Origin of the sequence: Prevotella sp. LMAG:51 (genome assembly GCF_008680225.1) — a bacterium.
In the GTDB taxonomy this organism is placed as follows: domain Bacteria; phylum Bacteroidota; class Bacteroidia; order Bacteroidales; family Bacteroidaceae; genus Prevotella; species Prevotella pectinovora.
Genome location: NZ_NALQ01000009.1, coordinates 86999 through 110753, shown reverse-complemented (window position 1 = coordinate 110753; position 23755 = coordinate 86999). Strand labels below are relative to the sequence as shown.

The 23755-nt window shown below is 47.9% G+C and carries 16 protein-coding genes; 12 read left to right on the top strand and 4 right to left on the bottom strand.

The window, feature by feature from the left end; translation table 11 throughout:
* The 3 genes from CCC32_RS03605 to CCC32_RS03595 form a co-directional block, all read left to right on the top strand.
* The coding region (locus CCC32_RS03605) for a hybrid sensor histidine kinase/response regulator transcription factor (RefSeq protein ID WP_287072388.1) at nt 1-1970 on the top strand (1970 nt) is incomplete at its 5' end.
* Nucleotides 1971-3089: 1119 nt separating this feature from the next.
* The gene (locus CCC32_RS03600) at nt 3090-4115 is read left to right on the top strand and encodes an IS110 family RNA-guided transposase (RefSeq protein WP_042517114.1); all 1026 of its coding nucleotides are present in this window, start codon (nt 3090-3092) and stop codon (nt 4113-4115) included.
* 184 nt (nt 4116-4299) lie between these two features.
* On the top strand, nt 4300-7440 hold the full coding sequence (locus tag CCC32_RS03595; protein WP_287072386.1) for a PKD domain-containing protein: 3141 nt from the start codon (nt 4300-4302) through the stop codon (nt 7438-7440).
* Nucleotides 7441-7580: 140 nt separating this feature from the next.
* Here the strand turns inward: CCC32_RS03595 and CCC32_RS03590 are convergent, their stop codons facing one another.
* A complete protein-coding gene (locus CCC32_RS03590) occupies nt 7581-9347 on the bottom strand; it encodes a calcineurin-like phosphoesterase C-terminal domain-containing protein (protein WP_287072384.1) in 1767 nt (588 codons plus the stop codon).
* 206 nt (nt 9348-9553) lie between these two features.
* On the opposite strand from CCC32_RS03590, the gene CCC32_RS03585 reads away from it, so the two are divergent.
* Complete coding sequence (locus CCC32_RS03585) at nt 9554-10639, top strand: YeiH family protein (RefSeq protein ID WP_287072382.1); 1086 nt, start codon at nt 9554-9556, stop codon at nt 10637-10639.
* 117 nt (nt 10640-10756) lie between these two features.
* Here CCC32_RS03585 and CCC32_RS03580 read toward each other — a convergent pair whose 3' ends face one another.
* Both CCC32_RS03580 and CCC32_RS03575 read right to left on the bottom strand, forming a co-directional pair.
* Nucleotides 10757-11152, bottom strand: a complete 396-nt coding sequence (locus tag CCC32_RS03580) for a hypothetical protein (protein ID WP_044080040.1) — start codon at nt 11150-11152, stop codon at nt 10757-10759.
* A gap of 181 nt (nt 11153-11333) precedes the next feature.
* On the bottom strand, nt 11334-11708 hold the full coding sequence (locus tag CCC32_RS03575) for a hypothetical protein (RefSeq protein WP_287072379.1): 375 nt from the start codon (nt 11706-11708) through the stop codon (nt 11334-11336).
* Between the two features lie 1641 nt (nt 11709-13349).
* Here CCC32_RS03575 and CCC32_RS03570 point away from each other — a divergent pair.
* From CCC32_RS03570 to dnaK, 5 genes are all read left to right on the top strand, one after another.
* Nucleotides 13350-14375: an IS110 family RNA-guided transposase gene (locus tag CCC32_RS03570; protein ID WP_042517114.1), complete on the top strand. Its 1026-nt coding sequence runs from the start codon at nt 13350-13352 to the stop codon at nt 14373-14375.
* 70 nt (nt 14376-14445) lie between these two features.
* Nucleotides 14446-16236, top strand: coding sequence for a tetratricopeptide repeat protein (locus CCC32_RS03565; RefSeq protein WP_287072378.1), 1791 nt, complete (start codon nt 14446-14448; stop codon nt 16234-16236).
* 251 nt (nt 16237-16487) lie between these two features.
* Entirely contained in the window at nt 16488-16802 is a 315-nt protein-coding gene (locus tag CCC32_RS03560; RefSeq protein WP_287072376.1) for a DUF3244 domain-containing protein, read from the top strand.
* A gap of 55 nt (nt 16803-16857) precedes the next feature.
* Nucleotides 16858-17541 (top strand): hypothetical protein, encoded by a 684-nt coding sequence (locus CCC32_RS03555; RefSeq protein WP_287072375.1) that lies wholly within the window; start codon nt 16858-16860, stop codon nt 17539-17541.
* Nucleotides 17542-17811: 270 nt separating this feature from the next.
* On the top strand, nt 17812-19749 hold the full coding sequence (gene dnaK / locus CCC32_RS03550; protein ID WP_044064328.1) for a molecular chaperone DnaK: 1938 nt from the start codon (nt 17812-17814) through the stop codon (nt 19747-19749).
* 126 nt (nt 19750-19875) lie between these two features.
* Here dnaK and CCC32_RS03545 read toward each other — a convergent pair whose 3' ends face one another.
* Nucleotides 19876-21081: an ISL3 family transposase gene (locus tag CCC32_RS03545; RefSeq protein ID WP_502705599.1), complete on the bottom strand. Its 1206-nt coding sequence runs from the start codon at nt 21079-21081 to the stop codon at nt 19876-19878.
* A 389-nt stretch (nt 21082-21470) separates the two neighbouring features.
* Between CCC32_RS03545 and CCC32_RS03540 the strand changes: the two genes are divergently transcribed.
* Genes CCC32_RS03540 through CCC32_RS03530 form a run of 3 tightly spaced genes read left to right on the top strand, consistent with a single transcriptional unit; the run spans nt 21471 to nt 23672 of the window.
* Nucleotides 21471-21884 carry a hypothetical protein gene (locus CCC32_RS03540; RefSeq protein ID WP_287072370.1) on the top strand — a complete coding sequence of 138 codons (414 nt, stop codon included), beginning with the start codon at nt 21471-21473 and terminating at the stop codon, nt 21882-21884.
* Nucleotides 21885-21906: 22 nt separating this feature from the next.
* Entirely contained in the window at nt 21907-23115 is a 1209-nt protein-coding gene (locus CCC32_RS03535; protein ID WP_287072367.1) for a relaxase/mobilization nuclease domain-containing protein, read from the top strand.
* A gap of 17 nt (nt 23116-23132) precedes the next feature.
* Nucleotides 23133-23672 (top strand): hypothetical protein, encoded by a 540-nt coding sequence (locus CCC32_RS03530; RefSeq protein ID WP_287072366.1) that lies wholly within the window; start codon nt 23133-23135, stop codon nt 23670-23672.
* Nucleotides 23673-23755: the final 83 nt, after the last annotated feature.

Genomic DNA, 23755 nt, shown 5'->3' with positions numbered 1-23755 from the left:
GCGGCGGACTGCAGATGGTGAGAGACGGCGAACTGCTGGCTTCGTATATCTATCCCACACGGGGCGACAAGGTGATGGAGCTGGCGTTGGACATATTAGAGAAGAGGAAGTTCAAGAGAGAAAACCTCCTCTCCTCGGCGCTCGTCACCACCGACAACGCCAACGTGCTGCTCATGCAAGACGAAGAAATGAAGCGCCAGAGCGACAATCTGATATCGCTGAGCCGCAGGGTGGAAAACACCACCAATGCCTTCGACACCCAGCGCAGCTATCTCTTCATGCTGCTCTTCCTCGTGGCGATGCTCATCATCGTCTGTGTGCTTGCCCTGAAGGCATATCTGGCAAAGAAGCGATACAATGCCCAGCTGCAGGAGAGCATTCAGAAGCAGAAGAAGATGACCGACGACATGGAGAGGATGACTCAGACGCAGTTGCGCTTCTTCACCAACATCTCCCATGAGCTGCGCACTCCGCTCACCCTCATCTCCGGACCTGCCGAACGCTTGGCGGATAGTCCCACCATCAGTGGCGAAATGCGGAAACTCGTTGAGATGATACGTCGCAACGTTGGAATCCTCTCCCAGATGGTGAGTGAGATACTGGAGTTCCGCAAGATACAGAACGAGAAGGCGAAACTCTCTCTCAACCGCTTCGACATCGCCGCCGACCTGAAGGCATGGACAGAGGATTTCAGTGCCGTGGCAGAGAGAAAGGGCATCAGCGTAGGTATGGAGACAAGCGAGGACCGCAGCATCGTGATTGCCGACCGTGAGAAGATAGCTCATGTGTTCTTCAACCTCATGACCAACGCCCTGAAATACACTCCGGCAAAGGGCACCATCACCGTGACGCTGGCTCATGCCGGCGGCAGATGCACGGTCAGCGTTGCAGACACCGGAAAGGGAATGTCGGAGGAAGACCAACGCCATATCTTCGAACGCTTCTATCAGGCTGCCGACTCCGTGGGTGGCACGGGTATCGGACTCGCCATCGTGAAGGCTTATGTAGACTTACACCATGGAACGGTGCAGGTGGAGAGCCGGCAGGGCAGGGGATCCACCTTCTCCTTCGTCATCCCCGACTCCCAGCCGGGATATGACGCCACGCTTGACAAGCAGACCGAGATACAGTCCGACACGCAGCTCATCGACGATTATTCGGTGAAGGATGTCGTGGCGGAACGAAACCTCTCGCTGGTGACAGGCAGCGAAGACTACGACAGCGACCGCCCTCTCGTACTCGTCATCGACGACAATGCCGACATGAGGTCGTATATACGTTCCGTTCTCTCGTCTTCATACAATGTGATGGAAGCGCAGAATGGCGAAGAGGGCCTCTCGGTGGCAAAGAAGAACGTGCCGCAGCTGGTGGTATGCGATGTCATGATGCCGGTGATGGACGGACTGGAATTCTGTCGCTGCATGAAGACCGACATCGCCACGAGCCACATCCCCGTGATACTTCTCACGGCAAGAACCTTGGAAGATCAGCGGATAGAGGGCTACAACACGGGAGCCGACTCCTACATCACCAAGCCATTCTCTGTCGACACCCTTATGGCACGTGTCGCCAACCTGCTGAAGAGCCGTTCGCAGCTGAAGCTCATCTTCTCCGGTTCGCAGCAGGAACAGCAGGAGCAGGACGCTCTCGGCGAGAAAGACAAGACCTTCGTCTCCCAGTTGCGCGATGCCATAAAGCGCCACATCCCCGATGCCGACTATTCCGTAGAAGACCTTGGCAGCGAGATGGGCCTCAGCCGTGTGCAGCTCTATCGCAAGGTGAAGGCGCTCACCGGCTATTCTGTGGTAGACCTCCTTCGCAAAGCCCGTCTGGCAAAGGCAAAGCGCCTGCTCGAAACCACCGACAAGAACATCTCCGAAGTAGCCTACGAAGTAGGTTTTACCACTTCGTCGTATTTCGCCAAGAGATTCAAGGAGGAATACGGAGTGAGACCGGGAGATGTGGAGTGATGGGTATTGGTAGGTTTAACCCAAACCGGTCATTAGACCGTTTGGGGGTTAATGCATCCCGATAGATGGATTCGTGTTGCTACAACGGTTTTTTCATAAATCAACGAATTTTTCAAGAAAACCGTCAGTCATCTGGTCGTGGGTGTGAAAGTGCTTGTCAATCAGATACTTGTGTGTTATTTATGGCGAAAAAACCATCTGGTAATTGTCTGGACAGTTTAATGTTTTATTTACATTTGTCCGCTTTTGGCATCTCCTTTACGAACGTATTTTGCCTGTATTTTTGTTTTTGGGTATGTTTGCCAAAACAAAACCATAAACAATGACAAGGACAACCGGCATTTCATGAATAAAACATAGACTTGCTATTCGTAAAACATAGACTTGTAATTCGTAAAATATTGACCTCGGATTTCCCCCACGCCGTGGGGAACAGAACCCCCTAATGTGGGGATGTCTTCCCCCTGGCGTGGGGGGAAATATGGGATGCCGAAAGGCATGATACTTCTATGATATATCTGTGATGCTTTTCTGTAAAATATCCAGAAAAGTATCATCTGGTTAAGTCTTTAGTCTATAGAGCTTTAGAGGCTTGGCGGCGGCCAAGAATGATACTATGATACTTCGCAGCACATGTTGATTCCAGATGCGACACTATAAACCCAAAACGGTCATTAGGGCTTGCCTGGATTTTGTTTTTTAGAAGAGTGGATTTTGTTTGGCTTTTAATGAGTAATAGCGGGCTATTGCGAATTAAAAACAAGCAAAAGACGCCTTATAAAGAGCAAAAGACTGCAAGCAGTTATTAAAATTATACATTAAACGGCCTAATGACCTCTAAGTTTGCAGAAGATTGCGACGAAGTCGCATAAACTCCAAAATAATCAAGGTAAAACTATGATTGCTAAAGACAGTTTCGTACCTTTGTTGTAAAAAGGTAGAATCGGTCTGTCGAAGAGGTAAACCAGCTAATGACCCAGCCGTAAAGCTATAAATCGTTTAGGTCCTCATCGACATAGTTGCAAAGACCAGATAGAAAGTTATCGGCTCTGAGCCTTGTTAGAGTGTTAGTCCATACAACTATTGACCAATTCTACACAATATAACTCGTACAAAGTTATGAAGAATTTATTTATCGGAGTTGATTTTTCGAAAGAAAAAGTTGATGTGGCTATCCTTTTTGCAGACGGACTGGCAGAAACCGCTGCTAGAGTGTTCAACGAGTTCAAGACAACCGTGTCTGGCTATAGGCAGTTGGTCAAGTGGGTTGAGCAGAATTCCTGCGGTATCGACTCGTCCTTGTGGCTCTTCTGTGGCGAGAACACGGGCGACTACAGCAAGGGACTGTGCAACTTCCTCTACGGTAAAGGCTACGACATGTGGCTTGAGAACGCAAAGAGCATCAAAGACGCATCTGGTCTTAGACGATTGAAGTCTGACCGTGCTGACGCCTCGATGATTGCAGAATACGCCATGAGGAATTACGATAAAGCCGTTATGTACGAGCCTCTTAGCGAGTCGCTTACACAACTGCGTGAGCTGTTCCTATACCGTCAGATGATCGTAAGACACAGATGCAGTTTCCAGGTGCGTAGAGGCGAAAAGCGACTCACTATGGAGAAGTCGCCAGTCAAGACAATGATTTCGCAGAGCGGACGGCACATCGTCTCTGAACTCAATAAGGAGATAGAGAAGATAGATAAGCGCATTGCCGATCTCATCAAGTCGGACGAGGAACTCACCGAGGTGTTCACCATCGTGACCTCGGTGCCTGGCATAGGAACGCAGAACGCTGTGTGCCTGATGGTGTACACCGACAACTTCCGGCGTTTCAACTACGACTCACGCAAGATTGCCTGCTATTACGGCCTAGCTCCATTTGGCAAAGATTCGGGAACCAGTGTGCATTCCGATCCGCATGTACATTATATGGCTAACCGCCAGATAAAGGCCATGCTGACGCAAGCGGCACTAGCTGCCGTCAACTTCAATCCCATTATGGCGAGGTACTACATGCGCCTCGTAGAACGAGGAAAGAAGAAGCAGGTTGCACTGAACAATGTCAAGAACAAACTTGTACATTTGGTCACAGCCATGGTCAGAAATCGCCAAACATTCACCCCTGAATATAAAATCTCAGCATAAATTGAAAATAATGGTCAAAACATTTGGATATTAACATAGAAAGCGATTTGGTTTTATGGATTTATCAAGAAATATACTGATTAATCGTAATTATTTTTGCTTGTATGATTAATTATTGTATATTTGTAGCGTTGTTTCGCTTACAGAAAGAAACATTTTTGTCTTACTCTCAACATTTATGCTTATGAAGAGGAACTATCTATTCTTATTTGCATTTCTGCTCGCATTTCTGCCCCAGGTGGTGAATGCCGACACATGGTCGTTTGAGTGGAATACTTCAAAAGCTAATGGCGGACAGGGATTCTATAACTTCGGCACAAACCGTGTGGAAAAGGATTTCTATACCGCAGAGCTGAACGGACTGCAGTGGAACATCTCTGCAGTGGGTACCACAACTTATGCTTATACGGCAAACAAAGGACAGTATGTCGGTTCTGCTTCCGAACCGCCATCAAGCGTCCGGCTCTGGACCGGCGGCATTGTCGGCAAGGTGACGGCAGTGCGCGTAAAAGCCTATCTGCAGAAAGCGGAATATGCCGGAGATGTCTCAGTGAAGGTGAACGGCAGCAGTTATCAGTGCGGCAAGTCGGCTTCGGCAAGTCTCTCTGCCACAGAGACGGAGTATGCATTCACCATAGCCGATGCCCGGGAAGGAGAGATAGAAATCACGATAAACCAGACGAGCGAGAACAAGGGCCCCGTCTATCTGCGCAAGATAGAGGTGGACTACGAGAAGGAACAGTCTGCCGTCATGCCTCCGGTATTCACACCTGCCGCCGGCACCTACGACGAGGCGCAGAGCGTGGCGATAACTACGGAGACCACTACGGTGGCGGAGAACCGCATCATCTATTATACCACCGACGGCAGCAATCCTAAACTGGCTGACGGCACCCGTATGACCTACACCGCTCCTCTGGATATCGCTGAGACCACCACCATAAAGGCTGTGGTGCAGGAAGGAGAGGATTACAGTGATGTGGTTGAGGCAAAGTATGTGATACGCAAAGATCCGCAGCTGAGCTTCTATCAGCAGAACATCACGCTCACATCAGGCGATGACGGATATGCCGACCTGCTCAATCCGAACAAACTGTCACCGATAGAATACAGTTCGTCGCAGTGGGACGTATGTTCGGTTGACGACAAGGGATTTCTTGCCACTTCGTATGTGGAGTTCACTCAGACCGTTATCATCACTGCCACCTTTGCCGGCAATGACGAGTTCAAGCCGGGAGCGGCAAAGATGTTTGTCACCGTTGAGGCCAAGCAGCCGCTGAAGACTCCGGTGGTGACTCCGCTGGGCGGCACGTTCGATGCTCCGCAGGAGGTCACGGTGACTACCGATGACGAGAATGCCGTGACGATATGGTATTCCACCGAGGCAAAGGATGCCGAGGAATTCCAGGATGACTATACGAAGAGCACTGTAGTGGAAGGCAAGACCACCTCGTTTACTATCGACAAGAGCTGCACGCTGTATGTCATGACACGTGGATACAACCAGAACAGTGAGGTCGTTACGGCACAGTTCGTCATCAACGAACCGCTGAAGGCCGATTTCACCACCGACAGGGCGGCGACGGCATACTACGACCAGGGGTTTGACTCTGCAGAGGAGATGAATGATTGGACAGCAGACAACGGATGGAATCTTGTAAACAAGAAGTTCAGTTCTATAAAGGCAGACGACGCATATTCCATCGCAATATCCTATAATGCTCAGGAAACGGGCAATGCAAAGCTCACGAGTCCGGAGCTGACAATAGAGGAGGGGAGCAACGTTGAATTCTACGCATACTTCCAGGCGCCATACCTCGTTTTCGGCAAGTGGACATTCAACATCATTGATACAGAAACCAATGAGAGCGCCACTCTGCTGAATGCTTTCGACTGGGCGCAGGATAATTCTTATACAGGACCTGGCTGGAATAAATTCTCGTTCGACCTTGCTGCATACACAGGCAAGAAAGTGAAGTTCGTGTTCGACTATCCGTTTGGAGGCGAGGATCTTGCCCTTGATGGTTTCCGCCTTGTCAAGTCAGACCCTGCCGCAGCAGATGAGATTCATATCTTCGAAGGTGAGAGCATAACGTTCAAGAGTCTTGCCAAGGGCAGTCCGGAGACGCTGCAATGGGAATTCCCTGGTGCTGACACGGAGACCTCTGCAGAGGAGAATCCTGTGGTGAGATACAACGTGGCAGGAACCTATGATGTCACTCTCACCGTGAAGCGTGGTGACGAAAGCGACAAGATGGAGCGCAAGGGTCTGGTGGTGGTTTCACAGAAAGCTCCAACGGCTCTCATCGGATTGCCGGAAGAGGGATATGAGAGTCCGTGGGTTGGCGTGTTCGTGCCTACAGACGTTCCGGTGACGTTCCGCGACCTGTCAACTGGAAATCCTACGGAATGGAACTGGGTGTTCCAGTTTGCCGACAAGGAGACGAGCACGGAGCAGAATCCTACGGTGACGTTCATCAAGAAGGGCACCGTCAGCGTGGGCCTGACTGCGAAGAATGCCGCCGGACAGAGCAACGACGTATTGCAATATGCGGTGCAGGCAGGTGGCGCACAGTATGTGTGGAATATCAGCAGCGAGGAGAACAAGAGTCTTGAGAAGATCACCCTGGGCTGGTATGGCAACTATGCCGGTAGCAACTGGCTCGGCATCAACAAGTTTGCAGAGAAATACAAGGCGCCTCTGGCGAATGCCATCATTTCAGAGGTTGCGGTATACTTCGCTTCGGTAACGGCTCTCGATGCCGATTGTCCTATCGTGCTCACGGTGAATGCCGTGGCAGACAACGGTGAACCGGGAGAGGTGCTCGCCACATCTACGGTAAAGACGGCAGACTTGCAATATAGCGACGACGACTATCTTGCCACCAAGTTCAATCTCGACACTACGGTGGACCTGAAGGCCGGCGAGGAGTTCTTTGTAGTGGTGGGACCATTCCCTAACTCTTCTCTCGAAGAATCGCCGTATACCAGCGACGACATCTCCATCTTCTGTCTGCGCCGTGGTGAAGGCAACAAGAACACGGCATGGCAGCTCGTGGAGGATCAGGACGAAAATGGCAACGGACTCGGCTCCTTCAAGTGGTTTGAGAATACCGACGACCCTACGTCGATGGCTATCGCTCCATGTGTGGAATACAAGGGCAAGATGGACGGCATAGTGACCGCCGGCTCTGATGTGCAGCAGAATGCCAAGGTGGTATCGGTATATACTGTCAGCGGACAGCTGACTGACGCTCCTCGTCATGGCGGAATGTATATCGTGAGATATTCTGATGGCACTTGCCGCAAGGTGATGTGGAAGTGATTCTTGGCGAGTAGACAAGTAAACAAGTAGACAAGGAGATTAGTATTGCTTGTGATAGCAAGTTTTCAATACTAATGTTCTTTGTCTACTCGTCTTTTTGTCTCTATGCCTCTTGTCTACTCGTCAACTTGTCAACTCGTCTACTTATAATAATGTGCATAGTTGAAGAAAGGTTCCGTGACGATGTTTTCGGCATCTTCCGTGAATGTGTGGCCGTAGGGGTCGCGGGCTATTATCCTTATCTTGGATTCGGTGCTCTTCGGCTCATAATAATATAGGTGGTTCATGATGAGATAGCTGTTCTGCTTGCTGATGAAGCGGAAACTCGTTGCCACGGCATATTTGTGGTGGTAGCCGGTGGCGAAGGCGTCCTGTCCCTTCGAGTTGATGCGGTGCATGGGATATTCCACTCCGTTCTCTTCGGCAGTGATGCGCCAGCGGGAGTCGGCATTGAATACGTTGGCTACTATTATCCTGCGGTCGCGAGGAAGGTCCCAGTCGGCGGCATACGACTCGCCGTTGAAGTCGGTGTCGGCATGAAACAGTGTCATTTGCTTGTGGGCGTCCCAGAAGGTGCCTTTGTAGTAGCAGCTCACCATGCGGCCGCCTCTGAAGGTGTAAACGTAATATCCGTTTGGAGTGCCGCAGATGTTGATGTTCGACTGCCAAATGTTTCCGCAGGCGGCGGCATGGCAGTGTTCTATCACGTGGTGACCGTCAATCTCCGTCTCGTGGTTGATGGCGAAATGCGTGTGTCCGCAGAACAACTCGTAGCCTCCGCTGAATTCGCTGAGCAGCGAGAGCAATGCCGGCAGGCGCGATGATGAGTAGTGGCCCTTCTCATGAGCGGCGCTGAGAGGACGGGCTTTGCCGAAGGGACTGGTGCCGAAGGTGAAGGGGATGTGGTAGCAGAGCACCACCTTCTTGCTCTTGGGCGTCAGCGCCAGGTCTTGTCGCAGCCATTTCATCTGACTGTCGGAGAGTTCGCCGGGCGAATAGTATGAGGCGTATTTGCCGTGGAACCTCACGTTGTTGAAACACACATAGTGTTCGTTGCCGCGGTCGAATGAATAGTCTGTCGGTCCCCATGCCTCTTCCCATTTGTTCAGATATTCCGGGTTGTTGTCCTGGTCGTGGTTGCCGATGACAGAGAATATCCTCATCTTCGACGAACCGAGCACTTCTCTTATCTGCTTTTCGAGCATAGGGTTGAAACCGCCGTAGTATTGCACGTCGTCGCCCATGCTGAGCCCATAGATCGGTGTTTCTTGTGGCAGCGAACGTATCGTGCGTCTTATGTCTGCCATCGTTTCAGTGGCAAACCTCTCCACATCGCCGATTTCCAGCGGCTTGTCGTCGGGGCCGTTGTAGTATGGGTTGAAGTCGTTGGTCACCTGTGGATCGCCAAGCACTATCATCTTGTAGTATTTCTCCACTCCTCCCGCCAGCTTCTTCAGTGTGAAACTGTATCGCGACACACCTTTGATGATGGGCTTGTAGAAATGTGCGGTGTGGTCTTTTGCAGAGTGTACGGGCACCTCGCAGTCTGCCGGCACGGTGAAGAATACGAAGCGTGCCGTGGAGTCGTTGGGCAGTTTGTAGCGTCCCAGCGAGTCGGTGGCGGCGCAGTCAATGCCGTTGCTCACCACTACGCCCGCCATCGGGTTGCCTTCCGTGTCGGTCACGGTGCCGTTGATGAACGGTGGGGTGGTGGGCTCCTTCTTTTCCTCAGTCTTCTCCTCTTCCGGTTTCTTTTCCGGTGCCTGCCTTTTCCTTGTCGCTATGCGGCGCACGGCGGTGGGCTTCTGTGGAAGCTCCTCTTCCATCCGCCAGCGCAGGGCATAGACTATTGCCGCTGCGCAGCATACGGCAGCGAGTATGGCGATTATCATATATTTGTTCTTCATTTACAGTATGCTCCTTCCTTGTTCTTCTTTTTGCTTGTCGTTGCGATACAATCCTGCAAATTTATGAAAAATATCGGTTCCAGAATCAAGGTTATAGATAAAAAAAGAAACAAAAAATGCAGGCAACATTGTAAATACACTAATTATGATTACCTTTGCATGAATTTGCAAGTTTTTTTGAAACAATCGATAAAACATCAATCGTAATGAAAAGAAATGAAATCTGCTACATCGTTGTTGTGGCTGTTATCGGCGTGTCGCTGTTGTTGGGATTCGCCGAAGAAGTGTTCGGACTCGACATGGGTTCGCTGTCGTGGATAGCACATTGGGTGTCGTCGCCGGTGGCTCTTGCCATCGGTTTCGCCTTCGCGTTGCTGCTGGGCAAGGCGTTCCCGGTGTTCAACAAGACGATGTCGAAGAAGCTCCTTCAGTATTCCGTCATCGGACTCGGTTTCGGAATGAATGTGGACAAGGCGCTCGCCTCTGGCAGCGAGGGAATGATATTCACAGTGGTCAGCGTGTTCGGCACGCTCGCCCTGGGATGGCTGTTCGGCAGAAAACTGCTCGGTGTGGACTCGCAGACGAGCTATCTGCTCAGTTCCGGCACGGCGATATGTGGCGGTTCGGCAATAGCTGCCGTCGGTCCTATCATCAAGGCTAAGGCTGAGAGCATGTCGGTGGCGCTCGGCGTGGTGTTCGTGCTCAATGGCATAGCGCTATTCATCTTCCCATCCATCGGCGATGCCTTGGGGATGACGATGAAGCAGTTCGGAATGTGGGCGGCGATTGCCATCCACGACACCTCTTCCGTAGTGGGAGCCGGTGCGGCATACGACCAGATGCATCCCGACCTGGTGGCGAGCCAGGGCGTGAGCGCATTGGAGGTGGCTACCACCATCAAACTGACACGGGCGCTGTGGATAGTGGTTCTCGCTCTGGTCACTCCGTTCTTCTTCCGCCGTTCGCTGGCTCAGACAGATGGGGCTTCGAAACCATGGTATAGCTGTGTGCCTCGCTTCATCATCTGGTTTGTGGTGGCGATAATCTTCAACACCTACATCCTGAGCAATGCCTCGCTGATCGGTGATGCTGCAGCGTCGGTGGGTGGTGAGTTCAGCGGTGCCGTGGCGAAACTCGCCAAGCATCTCATCACTCTCTCGCTGTTCTTCATCGGAGCGTCGCTCACCAGGGAGACGCTGCGCAGCGTTGGCATCAAACCGCTCATTCAGGGCGTGCTGCTTTGGGTGAGCATCAGCTGTGTCAGTCTTGCCTATATCTTTTGGGTGGGATGAGGCTGATCTGTTATCACTGACGGCATAATGACCGTCTGAAACTGAAAAAAAATGGGGGATGACCGGTCGCATTGACTGGTCATCCCCCTTGTCGATATTACTTGTTTTTTTTTGTGATTACAGACTTCCCACCACGGTCTTGGCATCGTTGCCCTCGAAAACGCAAACGCTGCTCACTGGCTGATAGCTCATGTGTGAGTATTGGAACAGCTGCAGGGCGGCAAACTCGCTGTCGGCAGAATGACACTCCTCGAGGAGATAGTTGCCGAGCGTGGTGGTGGGCAGTTTGCCGATGGCTGCCAGCAGTGATGCCTGCTTGTCGGCAGAGGCCTTGAGCGCACGCTCTATCTTGCCTCCTGCTTCGGCGGTGTATTCGCGCTTTGAACCGCTGATGAGGCTGCCTGTGGCGTCATACTTCGTCTTGGAACAGAGTCCGAAAAATGATTTTGTCGTTGATATACGGTTGTCTTTGGCAAGGTCTTTCGACATTGCCAGATTGTTGAATCTTGCCATTTTGTTGTTTCTTTTGATTTCTGGTTTGTTATGTTTGTTCCCATACGGTCATCGGCAGTAATCCCTTGTTTCATTACTGCTTGCTGTGTGTCTGACGACCGGTTCGGATTTTTCCTTTTTCTCCCTCTTGTGGCTATGACAACGGTCATTGAGCCACCCATGCCAACCGGCATGACGGGAGCTAACAAATCAGATGCCGCAGCGTCAGCACATAATACGCTGACGAGGGCGCTGCCGTTATCCGCCGGGATGTGCGAATGCCAAGTCCGCGGTAGTGGCAGAAAGAATTCTTTTGGATATGAAACAAAGTGTTTGGCCTGGCCGTGGAGTGCAGCGTGTTGTAGAAATTAAATGATGACGGCACCACGCGCTCCGGCCTTGAGCAGCAGAGGTGGGCGAGTTCGTTGGCATTGCTGAGCACCGCCTGCTGGTTGCTTGTCTGTTCCACGAGCATGTCGGTCTCTTTCCGCTTCCCGTCATCATCATGATGACCGGAGGCGAAAGCCGGCGTCATGCCACTCATTGCGAGTGTCGCGACGATAAACAATATTTTCAACCATCTCTGCATTCTGCCTGCAAAGATAATGCAAACCGAGCGCAATACAAAATGAAAGGCCAAAAGACTTTCATTTTTATTGCCGAGGTGCCGCTTATCTTATCTAAAGATAATGCAAAAATCCGATTAAGTGAGAGAAATGGGAATTTATTCACATTTCCGAGCGTGAGGATTTTATCTAAACCGAGCGGAGAATACGATTTCATTGATAATGAAATCTTCAGAATCTATTTATTTTTTATCCCGATGTTCCGCTTATTCCAAAGATAAGAGCGATAAACAGGAAAAAACCAAGGTAGATGATTTTCCTGCTGACATCAGCCCCCTCTCGTTCTCCCCCATAGGGGAGATGCATGTTACTTCTGTTAGTGTCAAGTTATTGATATTCAGGTGTCTATAGACGGCAATCAGACAGCCATTGGTATCAGTCCCTCCCCTTCGGGGGAGGTTAGGTGGGGGCTGATGCCAATAGCCGGAGTAATATGTTCCTTCCCTTGGGGAAGGTTAGAGTGGGCTTGTGGTTAGGTGGGACTGATGTCAGAGAACTTGTCATAAGAGAAGTTACCAGAAAAATGAAGTGCTCCAGCACTTGCTCGAATAAGTCCATAATGAAATCCAAGAATCATTGCCAAAATATAACCCGTTGGCGGAATTGATTTAGTGCACTTAATCCTAATGTCAGTTTGTTCTAAAATGGGCACGACGCTTGCCCAAGTGGGGAAAGCACGTTACCCAACATGGGCACGCTGCTTGCCCCTGTTGGGCAGATTTGCTGTCAGACTCATGCCCAATATGTTAATGTTGTAATACTCATATTCCTGTTTTCAGTATTCTGCCAACGCATACAAATCTTATCGTCTGAATTTCTCTCATCAGCAAACCATCCAGACAATTGGCTGACAGTTGTAAGGTGGTCAACTATTTGACTGTCAGAATATTACAACAAAAAACCAGACAGTCTGACAGCTTTTCAGAAATTCTTGGTTTTTCTAAGAATCAGTGATATGTGCAACTTTCACTCATATTGATTAAATTAATTCCGCCAACGGGTTGAGAAGAGCCTGTCCTTATGTGATTCCCAAAAGTCCTACTGGTCGGCAATATTTCTTTCCCGTTGATATGCGTTTTTCTTCATAAAACTTTGCAGGTAGCAATAAAATCCTTACTTTTGTGGAAACTTAAACCCGAATCGGCCGTTAGGGCTTGCTTGGATTTTGTTATTTTAGAAGAGTGGATTTTGTTTGGCTTTTAATGAGTAATAGCGAGCTATTACGAATTAAAAACAGACAAAAGGCGCCTTATAAAAAACTAAAGACTGCAAGCAGTAATTAAAAAATACAATAAACGGCCTAATGACCTCTAAGTTTGCAGAAGATTGCGACGAAGTCGCATAAACTCCAAAATAATCAAGGTAAAACTATGATTGCTAAAGACAGTTTCGTACCTTTGTTGTAAAAAGGTAGAATCGGTCTGTCGAAGAGGTAAACCAGCTAATGACCCAGCCGTAAAGCTATAAATCGTTTAGGTCCTCATCGACATAGTTGCAAAGACCAGATAGAAAGTTATCGGCTCTGAGCCTTGTTAGAGTGTTAGTCCATACAACTATTGACCAATTCTACACAATATAACTCGTACAAAGTTATGAAGAATTTATTTATCGGAGTTGATTTTTCGAAAGAAAAAGTTGATGTGGCTATCCTTTTTGCAGACGGACTGGCAGAAACCGCTGCTAGAGTGTTCAACGAGTTCAAGACAACCGTGTCTGGCTATAGGCAGTTGGTCAAGTGGGTTGAGCAGAATTCCTGCGGTATCGACTCGTCCTTGTGGCTCTTCTGTGGCGAGAACACGGGCGACTACAGCAAGGGACTGTGCAACTTCCTCTACGGTAAAGGCTACGACATGTGGCTTGAGAACGCAAAGAGCATCAAAGACGCATCTGGTCTTAGACGATTGAAGTCTGACCGTGCTGACGCCTCGATGATTGCAGAATACGCCATGAGGAATTACGATAAAGCCGTTATGTACGAGCCTCTTAGCGAGTCGCTTACACAACTGCGTGAGCTGTTCCTATACCGTCAGATGATCGTAAGACACAGATGCAGTTTCCAGGTGCGTAGAGGCGAAAAGCGACTCACTATGGAGAAGTCGCCAGTCAAGACAATGATTTCGCAGAGCGGACGGCACATCGTCTCTGAACTCAATAAGGAGATAGAGAAGATAGATAAGCGCATTGCCGATCTCATCAAGTCGGACGAGGAACTCACCGAGGTGTTCACCATCGTGACCTCGGTGCCTGGCATAGGAACGCAGAACGCTGTGTGCCTGATGGTGTACACCGACAACTTCCGGCGTTTCAACTACGACTCACGCAAGATTGCCTGCTATTACGGCCTAGCTCCATTTGGCAAAGATTCGGGAACCAGTGTGCATTCCGATCCGCATGTACATTATATGGCTAACCGCCAGATAAAGGCCATGCTGACGCAAGCGGCACTAGCTGCCGTCAACTTCAATCCCATTATGGCGAGGTACTACATGCGCCTCGTAGAACGAGGAAAGAAGAAGCAGGTTGCACTGAACAATGTCAAGAACAAACTTGTACATTTGGTCACAGCCATGGTCAGAAATCGCCAAACATTCACCCCTGAATATAAAATCTCAGCATAAATTGAAAATAATGGTCAAAACATTTGGATATTAACATAGAAAGCGATTTGGGTTAAAAAAGGAAAAGACTTTGAATATAATACAGCATACCCAAACGATAATGCGCGGAATGTCGTCGTCAGCCCTCATTCTGCTCTTGGCGGTGGCCACTATGGCCGTCGTGTCTTCATGTGGCGGATCCCACCGCTATCCACAGGAACTCTCTGCCGTAGACTCCATCTGCAAGGACAGTGCCGAAGTGGCGATGTCGCGTCTGGAGGCGTTGTCGGAAAAATACGACCAACCCTCGGCAGATGCCTACGACCGCAATTATTATCTGCTGCTGAAGGTGAAGGCGGCAAACAATGCCTACCAGCCCCTGGCGGACAGCACGATATTCCATGTGCTCGACTTCTTCAGGGGGACGGAGGAAAAGGACAAACTCTGCCAGTCGTATTATTACCTCGGCAAATACTACATAAAAAAGAACGATGCCCCTCAGGGTCTGGAGAATTTCCAGAAGGCACTCGACCTGACAGACGAGAACACTCCTCTGTATTTCCGCAGCTGTATATATAATCAGACCGGCCGACTATTCCTTTACCAAGGAATGTTTGACGATGCGCTCCAGAAGTATGAAGAGTCTTATAAATGTGATTCCATATCCGGTGATACTGTCAGCCTGATATTCAGCATGCGTGACATCGCAACCATATATGATTTCAAAAAAGAATACCAGAAGTGTTTGGCTCTGCTGCATAAGGCATACGACATGTCTGCAAGAACAAATGACAACGGACTTCACAATTCCATTTCTCAGTCGTTGGCTATTTGTTATTTTGATATCAATGATATAGCAAAATCAAAGCATTATTTGATGGAGACATTGCGTTCTGTCGATCCCAACGTGAAGTCTTCCGCATTTTCCTTGGCGATAGATCTATATACTCGAGAGAACAAAATGGATTCGGTATTCTATTTCAGTCAGGAGCTGTTGAAAATAGGAACAGTATATACAAAGCAGAAAGCAACGTCCACATTGTGTGCATATTATTTTGACAAAGGCGAAATGGATAAATCGCAGAAGAATCTTGAAAAGAGCATTATATTGACCGATTCTGTGAATAACATAAATGCAGTGAATACCGTTGCCCAGATGAACGCTACTTATAATTTCAACCAGAAGGAAAAAGAAAATATACAATTGAGATACCAGATAAAAGAAAAGGTGTTTGTTTCTGCATTGATGGGACTTGTATTTTTCATGTCTGTTCTTGTTGTCATATTTAAGATGGAAAGACATAAAAAGCGGTTCCTTCAAATGAAGATGCTTAATAGTCATTTGACTTATATGCTCGATGAAGCAAATGACAGGAATGAGCTCAACATGCAAAACAAGCAGCAAGAAATAGACCTCTGCCATTCGGAGATAAGAAAGCTGAATGAGAAAAATGAAAATGACCGCAATAATTATGAAGTCATAATCAAGCAGATGCAGGAAGGATTGCGAAAACAAGAGGCAGCGTCGAATGGTTGTGGTGAGAATAATGACGTGCCGTCTGCATTGGATATCATTTCGATCTTGAACAATAGAATCAAGGAAAAGAAGAATGTGACTAATAAGGATTGGGAGCGGATTATCGAAATCTTTGATAATTTGTATCCTGCCTTTAGAAAGGCAATCCTTGAAAAATACAATTTGAAAATGGATGACTATAAAATTTGTATACTCGTAAAATTGGACTTTCCTAATGTTGATATAGCAGAAATAATGAATAAGACACCTTCTGCAATAACGATGAAAAGAGCAAATCTATATGCCAAGATAGAAAAGACAAATGGAAAGGCGAAAGATTTTAACAGTTTGATAAAGTCCATATAGTCAATGCGTTATCCTTAAAATTGAATTTTATTTGAATTCCGATATTAGGGAATTATGAGAATTGAATTTTATTTGAATTCATTTCTTTCCGTATTTTTCATGTTACGAGTATATTTGTAGCGCTAATTTAATATACCCGTATTATGAGAAAAACGTTTTTGTATTTAATTTTTATTTTTATAGGTGGTAGTGCCTTACAAACCTTTGCAGACAATACGGAAGTTGATTTGAGTATTGACTATAAAGGTTGTATGGATTCTGGTCACCCCTGTGGTCATCCGTCCGTGTCTTACGACGATGATGAGATAACCATCAAGTCAGACTCCACCATATATGATGTTGGCGTGGTGGTAAAAGATCAGTATGGAAATGTGATGCACCAGTCCACCCAGACGGTTGGTTCAGAAGGTATTGTAATATATGTACCCGATACAGGCGGCGACAGCGAGAAGACAACGATTAACCTTTATTACGATGAACTGTATAGGCAGCCAAAGAGTATAACGGAAAAGCAAGTGAGAGAAACAGAAAGACGTGAACACGAATGGAATTTCAGCGAACAGTGACATGTCTCTATTCACAGAACATTATTTTATTAACTATAATAAAGGAGATGATATTATGAAAAAGATTTTATTCTTGATTATTGCGCTGACATCATGTCTGTCGGTAAGTGCACAGGATTACAAGAACATACTCACGGAGGGCAAAAGATGGAAAGTGCTGGTGCGGCATTGGCCGCATGAAGATCTGTATCTGGACTTCAGAGTGTCTGGAGATACTATTGTCGATGGCAGAAACTGCAAAAGGATTACCAACGACCAGGGCAAAACACATACATTTGCGGCATACGAAGAAGACCGGAAACTGTATTATATGGACTCTGGCAAACCTTCGCTGCTGCTGGATATGGCAGTGAATGCCGGCGATGACGTCTTGGGCTATGGAGAAGGTGGAAACACCACCGTTGACGAAATCACAGTCAAAGGTGTGAATCGCAAGCGCATCATTATTGAAAGCCCTGGGAACGAGACCGTTTGCTGGGTAGAGGGCATTGGCTCCAATATTGACACTTGGATTTACGGACCGGAAAAGGTTATCGGCATGACCAGTTACCTCATTGAATGCTACGACAATGACGAACTGATATTCTCACAGTCGGACTTCGACGTGACGTTGGGCGTGAATGCTGCCACCCAAGACCGTAAGAAATTTGGAACGATGTATTCCATCAGCGGAATGAAACTGAAAGAAGCTCCAGCCAACGGCATGTATATCATGGACGGCAAGAAGATAGCGAAATAACAATTAAGCCAAAACAGGGAAATGACTCCCCGCCTTTTCACAAGCATCCCTGATGATGCGCATGAGAGGGTGGGGAGTGTTGTATCTATGGGGCATGAAATAATGTCGTAGAAAGGGCGGCAGAAGTGGAAAATGCCGCTTCCTGTCTGACAAGATGTCATATCTTTGGCATAATGTGACATTGGCACAGGCTTTGCAAAATGATTGACAGATTGCGAAAGCAGTCTGAGAAATCAGTTAACAAAGAAATAATAAAAAATAGATACAATTATGGGAAAGATTATTGGAATCGACTTGGGTACAACAAACTCATGTGTTGCAGTGTTCGAAGGTAACGAACCAGTAGTAATCGCTAACAGCGAAGGTAAACGCACCACTCCATCAGTGGTAGGCTTCGTAAAAGACGGTGAGCGTAAGGTTGGTGACCCGGCAAAGCGTCAGGCCATCACAAACCCTAAGAATACGGTTTATTCTATCAAGCGTTTCATGGGTGAGACCTACGCACAGTGTGAAAAGGAAACAGGACGTGTGCCATTCACCGTTGTTAACGAGGGTGGTTACCCACGTGTAGACATCGAAGGACGTAAATATACTCCACAGGAAATCTCAGCCATGGTGCTGCAGAAGATGAAGAAGACTGCCGAGGACTATCTCGGACAGGAGGTGACAGACGCTGTCATCACAGTGCCTGCATACTTCTCTGACTCTCAGCGTCAGGCAACCAAGGAGGCTGGACAGATCGCAGGATTGAACGTTCGCCGTATCGTGAACGAGCCAACGGCTGCCGCTCTGGCATACGGAGTGGACAAGGCTAACAAGGACATGAAGATCGCTGTGTTCGACCTCGGTGGCGGTACATTCGATATCTCTATCCTCGAGTTTGGTGGCGGAGTGTTCGAGGTGCTCTCTACAAATGGTGACACACATCTCGGTGGTGATGACTTCGACCAGGTGATCATCGACTGGCTCGTGAACGGATTCAAGGCTGACGAGGGCATCGACCTCTCTAAGGATCCTATGGCTATGCAGCGTCTGAAAGAGGCTGCCGAGAAGGCAAAGATCGAGTTGTCAAGCTCTTCGTCTACAGAAATCAACCTGCCATACATCACGGCAGAAGGCGGTGTGCCAAAGCATTTGGTAAAGACTCTCACACGTTCACAGTTTGAGCAGCTGGCTCACAACCTGATTCAGGCTTGTCTCGTGCCATGCCAGAACGCTATCCGCGACGCAAAGCTCCAGACTTCAGATATCGACGAGGTAATCCTCGTAGGTGGTTCAAGCCGTATACCAGCAGTGCAGACTCTCGTGAAGAACTACTTCGGCAAAGAGCCTTCAAAGGGCGTTAACCCAGACGAGGTGGTTGCAGTGGGTGCTGCTATCCAGGGTGCCATCCTCAACAAGGAAGAGGGAGTTGGCGACATCGTATTGCTCGACGTTACTCCTCTGACTCTCGGTATCGAGACAATGGGTGGCGTGATGACAAAGCTTATCGACGCAAACACCACAATCCCTTGCAAGAAGAGTGAGACATTCTCTACAGCTGCCGACAACCAGACTGCCGTGACTATCCACGTGCTGCAGGGTGAGCGTCCGATGGCTGCCCAGAACAAGAGTATCGGTCAGTTCAACCTCGAGGGAATCGCACCGGCTCGTCGTGGTGTGCCACAGATTGAGGTGACATTCGATATCGATGCTAACGGTATCCTCAACGTTTCTGCAAAGGACAAGGCCACCGGTAAGGAGCAGGCAATACGTATCGAGGCTTCGTCAGGACTGAGCGAGGATGAGATCAACCGCATGAAGGCTGAGGCTGAGGCTAACGCCGCTGCCGACAAGGCTGAGCGCGAGAAGATCGACAAGATGAACCAGGCTGACTCTATGATATTCACCACAGAGAACTTCCTGAAGGACAATGGCGACAAGATTCCTGCCGACAAGAAGCCAGGCATCGAACAGGCTCTCCAGCAGCTCAAGGATGCTCACAAGAGTGGTGACGTGGCTGCCATCGACACAGCCATCAACAACCTCAACACCGTTATGCAGGCTGCCTCACAGCAGATGTATCAGGGTGCTCAGGGTGCTCAGCCAGGTGCTGACGCAGGTGCCGGCTTCAACGGAGCCAACGCCGGTGGCACCCAGAACAACGCCGGCTCACAGAGCAACGGTGCCGACGACGTTCAGGACGCAGACTTCGAGGAGGTCAAATGAGACCAATAAGTAAAGACATAACAAAACACTATCAAATAGCGTGTAGCTCAATGAGTTACACGCTATTTGCATTTTATAGGCTCATGTTTGTTATGTGCTTATTATTCCTTTTTTTAGGTTCTTCCGTTAAATGCGTAGACGCTTGTCGTGTAGAGCGTATAGCTTTAACGTGAAGAATTCATCATTTCTGAATCCAAACATTTGTCTTTTCAGCACTTTAATCTTGTTGTTTATACCTTCAGTAGGGCCATTTGATATCGGGTAGTCATACCATGCAAGTATATATGGCTTGTAGGCCCGCAAGGTAGCAGCCATTTTGACCAATGGCTGTATTTTTGAATCCATGGCCTGCCGCACCCATTCGTTTAGCACCAATTCTGCATCATCCTTGTTGGTTTGGTTCCATATTTCCCTCAAGTCTTCTTTCAGGTAATATGCAATCATCAACGGTTCATTCAAGTTCAGCACATTGTCAAGTCTTGTCTTGTATTTTGCGTCAAAGATGTCGTTGCCGTTTCTCAGCAATATCCAGCGCGTGCCCTTGATTACCTTACGCTTGTTAACGTCTTTCTCAGCATGCCACAACTGGCGGCGCAACTGGTCTATCCTTTCATTCATGAGCTTTACCACATGAAAATGATCCACGACAAGAGAGGCATTGGGGAGATTTGCCGTTACCGCCCCCGTATAAGCAGACGACAAGTCTGTGCATGCGGCTTTTATGTCATTCTTTCTGTCTCCGAGCTTGTTCCAGAATTCCTCAAGCGAAGCCTTGCCGTTACCGTCACCTACAAAGACAATCCGCCCGGTTTCCAAGTCTACGACTATCGTCTTGTAAACTTGTCCCTTGTGGGTAGCGAACTCGTCTATGGATATGTATCTGAGGTTTGAAAGGTCCGGGCTGCCATACTCCTTTTGCAGGAACTCCATCTGTATGTTCCGCACCATGTCCCAAGATACATCCAGGAACCATGCAATGTCCTGTATAGTTGCAAAGCGCGACAAGTCTATAACCATATTGGCGAAAGCGGTCGTATGCCTGCGCTTGCCTTTTGCGAAATCGACATCCTCGTTCTTTATGCAGCCACAATCAGAACATTTGACACGTTGGATCTTCATCTCGACGAAAGTCTTTGAACAACCTATCGGCACGCTCACAAAGCGTCTGGCCGTGAAACCATTACGGACTACATTATGGCTTCCACACTCCGGACAGCAAAGTTTGTCTGATGGAGTTTGGATATTCAAAACTATTTTATTACTTTCGCAACGCATATCCAAACATTCTTGCAAGGATATGCCAAAAGCTTTATGCATTATGCTGGCATTCATTTATCATTGAGTTTGGTCACTACAAAGATAGATGATGCCAGCTTTATTTTTATCATAATATAAAATTTTTTTTCTATCTATGCATTTAACGGAAGAACCCAAAATAGGGCGTCATCTGACACCGATGAAGCAACAATGAGATGCTTGAAAATGGCACTCCTAAGTAAGGTCTAGACAAGCTTGAAGACGTTACCCAGATTACCTTGCGTAGTCTTGTAAAACGACCCGAAGGGCATAGTAAAAGTGTAGTCAGCTAAACAAGAAGTGTCATTGTCCGACACACCAGGGGTTCCCCCAGTGTTTCGACCTGCTGACTTCTTGCAATACTCGCAAGCTCGCATTGTCTTTCATTCCCTCTTATAAACTTAATTTAAATGATTTATACAACTATGGATTCAAATGTAAAACCAGAAGCAAAGGTTGCTAAGAAAAAGAAGAAAGTACGCAACCCACGTATCACGGTGTGCTACTCACCTGAGGATTACGCAACGATTCTTGAAGAGTCTACTAAGGCTGGAATCAAGAAGAGCCAGTATATTCATGACAAGTCGCTTGAAATAATGCTTTATCAGCTTATGAACGATGAACAGACAAAGGCTCTTATCTCTCTTGGGGATGCCCGCAGCGAGCTTGTTCATATTCACAATGCACTCGGTGGAAAGACTCAGGAGGAGCTGCATAGCTACTTCCACGACGCTGAGTTCATGAACAACTGGATTGAGGCTACTACATATCTCATTCGTCGCTGGGGAGATATTCAGAATCACTTCAAGTATCTGCAGAGTCATGGTGGCAGAATGTAAGCCTATCGAACACGGTGCTCGAATGACTGAGTACTGTACCAGGCACAACAGAGCAGACATAGTTTACACCAAGAACCTGTCTGAAGGTCTGCCACCCTTGGGCATGTGGAATGAGATGCAAGTCATCCAGATGAAGTATGCACCAAAGTTCCGCAAGAAACCTGTCGACAAACCAATCTTCCGTATTGAGGTATCCCCATCCCTTGAAGAATCAAAGGACTGGACATCTGAGGACTGGAGAAGGTATGCCATCCGATTCCTTGATGAGTTGGTTAAGGCATCACAGAAGTCAGGCAAGAAAGGAAAGAAGGTACCTGCCATTGACCTGAGCCGAGCACAGTTGTTTGCGTGTGTCCATCACGATTCAAAGTCTGGCATTCCTCACCTTCATATTCTGATCAATCGCATTGACCTTGACGGCAATCTGATGACAAACCGTTTCATCGGTAATCGTTGCACAATGGCTGCCCACACCATCAATGTTGAAGAGGGTTGGGAGTTGCCCGAGGATATTCACAAGGCGAATGTCAACGAGATTACGGATGCGTGTTACAAGGTGCTTTCAGAAATGCGAGCTTACTCCTGGAACGACTATGTTGACAGAATCAAGGCTCTTGGTTATGACGTGAAGGTTCTGGAGGACAAAGACGGAGTTAAACATGGGTACACCATCATGAAGGGTAACTCTCGATACAAGTCTTCTATACTTGGTGTTGGTCGTGACCTTATGCTGAAGAATCTGAGAGGCACTTGGTTGAAATTCCACAAGGCTACTCAGGTGACGGTTGGCAGTACAGACACTGGCATGGGCATGGCAAAGCCAGTATCAAAACCAGTTGCACCAGGGCAAAGCGCAAGAGTGCAAGGCGCATCCACTCAGGTCTCAAGCCAGTCTTCTGGCACTAAGGAAACACGTGCTTACGTTCTTTGGGACAACAACGGCAAAGAGCAAAAGACCTATGTATCTGACCACATCTACAATGTCATCAAAGATGCTGTTGAACCTGTCAATGATAGTACCGAGGCTCTTGAAAATTGCATCAAGACAGCCATCCTTCTGTTCGCTGGCTATGTCGATGGTGCAACCCGAATTGCTGAATCATGTGGTGGCGGTGGCAGTCCTGGCAGTGGTTGGGGACGTGACAAGAACGAGAAAGACGATGACTGGGCTCGTCGCTGTGCCAAGAAAGCGAGCTGGCTCTGCAAGCCTGTTGTTAAACTCAAACGTTAAACCTAAAATTGTAAGATATGGCTAAGGATATTACAAAACTTGTTGCCAAGATCGAGCAGAAGCAGGAAGTCAAGGAGGAGGTTACCAACTTTGACGAACAGCTGAAGATGCTCAGATTGGCGGTTACTCACCTGATTTCCTGTACTGACAATGTAAAACTTGCCAGTTTAGAGGTTCCTGTGCTTTTAGCATCTTTCAATGCGGCCAAAGATAGTGTTGACAATGCTGTCGATGGCATCTGCAATGCTATCACTCGTGCTCATCAGACTCCTGTAAAGGTTGACTTTACGGACGAGAGCAAGAGTTATCTGGAGGCTGCTCACCAGAAGCTAATCGCGAATGAGAATGTGTTTATCAAGAACCATGAGGCAAAGGTTGATAATAGCCTTAAAGCCTTGGGAAACAAGGTTGAGAAAGTAATGAATGGCTACAAAGGTATATTCATTGACAAGAAGACCTTCAACATCTACTTCTGGTTATTTATCGTCATCATGGAGATAGCTTTGTGCTCTACGATTTTACTCATTTGCTATGTGGTAAAGTTTGGTTGGCTATAAAGCATTAGTTGAGTCAGTTGTTATTTTGGATTACGAGACAGCCCCATCCGTGAGGACAGGGCTGTTTTATTGTACCATACAAA